Origin of the sequence: Nonomuraea sp. B10E15, assembly GCF_039871615.1 — a bacterium.
Lineage (GTDB): Bacteria > Actinomycetota > Actinomycetes > Streptosporangiales > Streptosporangiaceae > Nonomuraea.
Genome location: NZ_JBDPMB010000052.1, coordinates 1 through 4,845 on the forward strand (window position 1 = coordinate 1; position 4,845 = coordinate 4,845).

Here is a 4,845-nt window from a genome sequence, read left to right on the forward strand (position 1 = left end):
TTAGTTGGGTTCAGACCTTTTTTGGAGAGTTTGATCCTGGCTCAGGACGAACGCTGGCGGCGTGCTTAACACATGCAAGTCGAGCGGAAAGGCCCTTCGGGGTACTCGAGCGGCGAACGGGTGAGTAACACGTGAGCAACCTGCCCCTGACTCTGGGATAAGCCTGGGAAACCGGGTCTAATACCGGATATGACCGCCTCCGGCATCGGGTGGTGGTGGAAAGTTTTTCGGTTGGGGATGGGCTCGCGGCCTATCAGCTTGTTGGTGGGGTAGTGGCCTACCAAGGCGACGACGGGTAGCCGGCCTGAGAGGGCGACCGGCCACACTGGGACTGAGACACGGCCCAGACTCCTACGGGAGGCAGCAGTGGGGAATATTGCGCAATGGGCGGAAGCCTGACGCAGCGACGCCGCGTGGGGGATGACGGCCTTCGGGTTGTAAACCTCTTTCAGCAGGGACGAAGTTGACGTGTACCTGCAGAAGAAGCGCCGGCTAACTACGTGCCAGCAGCCGCGGTAATACGTAGGGCGCAAGCGTTGTCCGGAATTATTGGGCGTAAAGAGCTCGTAGGTGGCTGGTCGCGTCTGCCGTGAAAGCTTAGGGCTTAACCCTAGGTCTGCGGTGGATACGGGCCGGCTAGAGGTAGGTAGGGGCAAGTGGAATTCCTGGTGTAGCGGTGAAATGCGCAGATATCAGGAGGAACACCGGTGGCGAAGGCGGCTTGCTGGGCCTTACCTGACGCTGAGGAGCGAAAGCGTGGGGAGCGAACAGGATTAGATACCCTGGTAGTCCACGCTGTAAACGTTGGGCGCTAGGTGTGGGGGTCTTCCACGATCTCCGTGCCGGAGCTAACGCATTAAGCGCCCCGCCTGGGGAGTACGGCCGCAAGGCTAAAACTCAAAGGAATTGACGGGGGCCCGCACAAGCGGCGGAGCATGTTGCTTAATTCGACGCAACGCGAAGAACCTTACCAAGGTTTGACATCACCCGGACACTCTCAGAGATGGGGGCTTCTTCGGACTGGGTGACAGGTGGTGCATGGCTGTCGTCAGCTCGTGTCGTGAGATGTTGGGTTAAGTCCCGCAACGAGCGCAACCCTTGCTCCATGTTGCCAGCAACCTCTTCGGAGGGTTGGGGACTCATGGGGGACTGCCGGGGTCAACTCGGAGGAAGGTGGGGATGACGTCAAGTCATCATGCCCCTTATGTCTTGGGCTGCAAACATGCTACAATGGCCGGTACAGAGGGCTGCTATACCGTGAGGTGGAGCGAATCCCTAAAAGCCGGTCTCAGTTCGGATTGGGGTCTGCAACTCGACCCCATGAAGTCGGAGTCGCTAGTAATCGCAGATCAGCAATGCTGCGGTGAATACGTTCCCGGGCCTTGTACACACCGCCCGTCACGTCACGAAAGTCGGCAACACCCGAAGCCCGTGGCCCAACCAGCTTGCTGGGGGGAGCGGTCGAAGGTGGGGCTGGCGATTGGGACGAAGTCGTAACAAGGTAGCCGTACCGGAAGGTGCGGCTGGATCACCTCCTTTCTAAGGAGCGTTTTCACCCGTCACCGCCGGATGTGTGGTGGGGTGACAGCTCACTAGTGGAGCACTGGCTATTCAGTTGGCGTGGATCGTCGGACTGCTAGTACCGCCGCACCTCGATGAGGTGGGGAGTGGGAACGGGGTTACGGGGGTTCGGGTTGGCTGGGCACACTGTTGGGTCCTGAGGAAACGGGCGGTTGTTCGTTTGGCTCAGTGCAGGGCTGTTGAAGAGCCGAGTGGGTGCTTGGCTTGGATGTGGTTGCTGTTTGTTGTTTGAGATTTGCATAGTGGACGCGAGCATCTTTGTGGCCAAGTTTTTTAGGGCACACGGTGGATGCCTTGGCATCAGGAGCCGATGAAGGACGTGGGAGGCTGCGTTAAGCCTCGGGGAGTCGCCAACCAGACGTTGATCCGGGGATGTCCGAATGGGGAAACCTAGCACCAGTCATGTGGTGTTGCCTCCGCTTGAATGTATAGGGCGGTTGGTGGTAACGCGGGGAAGTGAAACATCTCAGTACCCGTAGGAAGAGAAAACAAGAGTGATTCCGTGAGTAGTGGTGAGCGAAAGCGGATGAGGCTAAACCGGGCGTGTGTGATAGCCGGCAGGCGTTGCGTGTCCGGGGTCGTGGGACCTTCTGGGTTGATCTGCCGATCGGCCGAGGAGTGATAAATCTGTCTGATAGTTGAAGCCTCTGGGAAGGGGCGCCGTAGACCGTGAGAGCCGGGTAGACGAAATCGGATGGACTTCTTGAGGGGATCCCAAGTAGCACGGGGCTCGAGGAATCCTGTGTGAATCTGCCAGGACCACCTGGTAAGCCTAAATACTCCCTGGTGACCGATAGTGCACGAGTACCGTGAGGGAAAGGTGAAAAGTGCCCCGGTGAGGGGTTGTGAAAGAGTACCTGAAACCGTGTGCCTACAAGCCGTAGGAGCTTACAAGAGCTTTCGGGTTCTTGTGTGATGTGACTGCGTGCCTTTTGAAGAATGAGCCTGCGAGTTATGGTGTGTGGCGAGGTTAACCCGTGTGGGGGAGCCGTAGCGAAAGCGAGTCTGAAGAGGGCGTTTGAGTCGCATGCTGTAGACCCGAAGCGGAGTGATCTACGCATGGGCAGGTTGAAGCTCAGGTAAGACTGGGTGGAGGACCGAACCCACCAGGGTTGAAAACCTGGGGGATGATCTGTGTGTAGGGGTGAAAGGCCAATCAAACTCCGTGATAGCTGGTTCTCCCCGAAATGCATTTAGGTGCAGCGTTGCGTGTTTCTTGCCGGAGGTAGAGCACTGGATGGCTGATGGGCCCGACAAGGTTACTGACGTCAGCCAAACTCCGAATGCCGGTAAGTGAGAGCGTGGCAGTGAGACTGCGGGCGATAAGGTTCGTAGTCGAGAGGGAAACAGCCCAGATCACCGACTAAGGCCCCTAAGCGTGTGCTAAGTGGGAAAGGATGTGGAGTCGCAGAGACAACCAGGAGGTTGGCTTAGAAGCAGCCATCCTTGAAAGAGTGCGTAATAGCTCACTGGTCAAGTGATTCCGCGCCGACAATGTAGCGGGGCTCAAGCACATCGCCGAAGTCGTGGCACTGATACGTTAGTTCGTGTTGGTGGGTAGGGGAGCGTCGTGCAGCCGGCGAAGCAGCAGAGTGATCTAGTTGTGGAGGCTGTGCGAGTGAGAATGCAGGCATGAGTAGCGAATCGAGGGTGAGAAACCCTCGCGCCGGATGACCAAGGGTTCCTGGGCCAGGTTAATCCGCCCAGGGTAAGTCGGGGCCTAAGGCGAGGCCGACAGGCGTAGTCGATGGATAACGGGTTGATATTCCCGTACCCGCTTCAATGCGCCCATACTGAACCCCTTGATACTAAGAGTCCTTAAGTCCGTTGCCTCTTCGGAGGGGATGTGAGGCTGAACGCTCGGCCTGATGGGGTAGTAGGTAAGCGATGGGGTGACGCAGGAAGGTAGTCCAGCCCAGGCGATGGTTGTCCTGGGGTAAGCATGTAGCCCGTGTTGTAGGTAAATCCGCAGCATGTGTGGGTGAGATGTGATGCCGAGCCGATTGTGGTGAAGTGGATGATCCTATGCTGCCGAGAAAAGCCTCTAGTGAGTGTTGTGGCGGCCCGTACCCTAAACCGACTCAGGTGGTCAGGTAGAGAATACTAAGGCGATCGGGTGAACTGTGGTTAAGGAACTCGGCAAATTGCCCCCGTAACTTCGGGAGAAGGGGGACCTCTGCTGGTGATCGGGCTAGCTCTGTGAGCTGGTGGGGGTCGCAGTGGCCAGGGGGAAGCGACTGTTTACTAAAAACACAGGTCCGTGCGAAGTCGTAAGACGATGTATACGGACTGACGCCTGCCCGGTGCCGGAACGTTAAGGGGACCGCTTAGTCAGGGAGACCTGGCGAAGGTGAGAACTTAAGCGCCGGTAAACGGCGGTGGTAACTATAACCATCCTAAGGTAGCGAAATTCCTTGTCGGGTAAGTTCCGACCTGCACGAATGGCGTAACGACTTCCCCGCTGTCTCAACCGCAGACCCGGCGAAATTGCACTACGAGTAAAGATGCTCGTTACGCGCAGCAGGACGGAAAGACCCCGGGACCTTCACTACAGCTTGACATTGGCGTTTGGAGCGTCTTGTGTAGGATAGGTGGGAGACTGGGAAGCTCGGACGCTAGTTCGGGTGGAGTCATTGGTGAAATACCACTCTGGTCGTTTTGAACGTCTAACTCTGGTCCGTGATCCGGATCGGGGACAGTGTCTGGTGGGTAGTTTAACTGGGGCGGTTGCCTCCTAAAGGGTAACGGAGGCGCCCAAAGGTTCCCTCAGCCTGGTTGGCAATCAGGTGTTGAGTGTAAGTGCACAAGGGAGCTTGACTGTGAGACTGACGGGTCGAGCAGGAGCGAAAGCTGGGACTAGTGATCCGGCATCGGCGTGTGGAAGCGGTGTCGCTCAACGGCTAAAAGGTACCCCGGGGATAACAGGCTGATCTTCCCCAAGAGTCCATATCGACGGGATGGTTTGGCACCTCGATGTCGGCTCGTCGCATCCTGGGGCTGGAGTAGGTCCCAAGGGTTGGGCTGTTCGCCCATTAAAGCGGTACGCGAGCTGGGTTTAGAACGTCGCGAGACAGTTCGGTCCCTATCCGCTGCGCGCGTAGGAGACTTGAAAGGAGCTGTCCCTAGTACGAGAGGACCGGGACGGACGAACCTCTGGTGTGCCAGTTGTACCGCCAGGTGCACGGCTGGTTGGCTACGTTCGGAAGGGATAACCGCTGAAAGCATCTAAGCGGGAAGCTCGCCTTGAGATGAGGTCTCCCACCC

2 rRNA genes are annotated in these 4,845 nt (G+C 57.6%); both read left to right on the forward strand.

Going from position 1 to position 4,845, the window contains the following annotated elements:
* Positions 1 to 18 precede the first annotated feature (18 nt).
* Positions 19 to 1,539 (forward strand): 16S ribosomal RNA (locus ABGB14_RS49900).
* A gap of 304 nt (positions 1,540 to 1,843) precedes the next feature.
* A 23S ribosomal RNA gene (locus ABGB14_RS49905) occupies positions 1,844 to 4,845 on the forward strand; the annotation flags it as partial.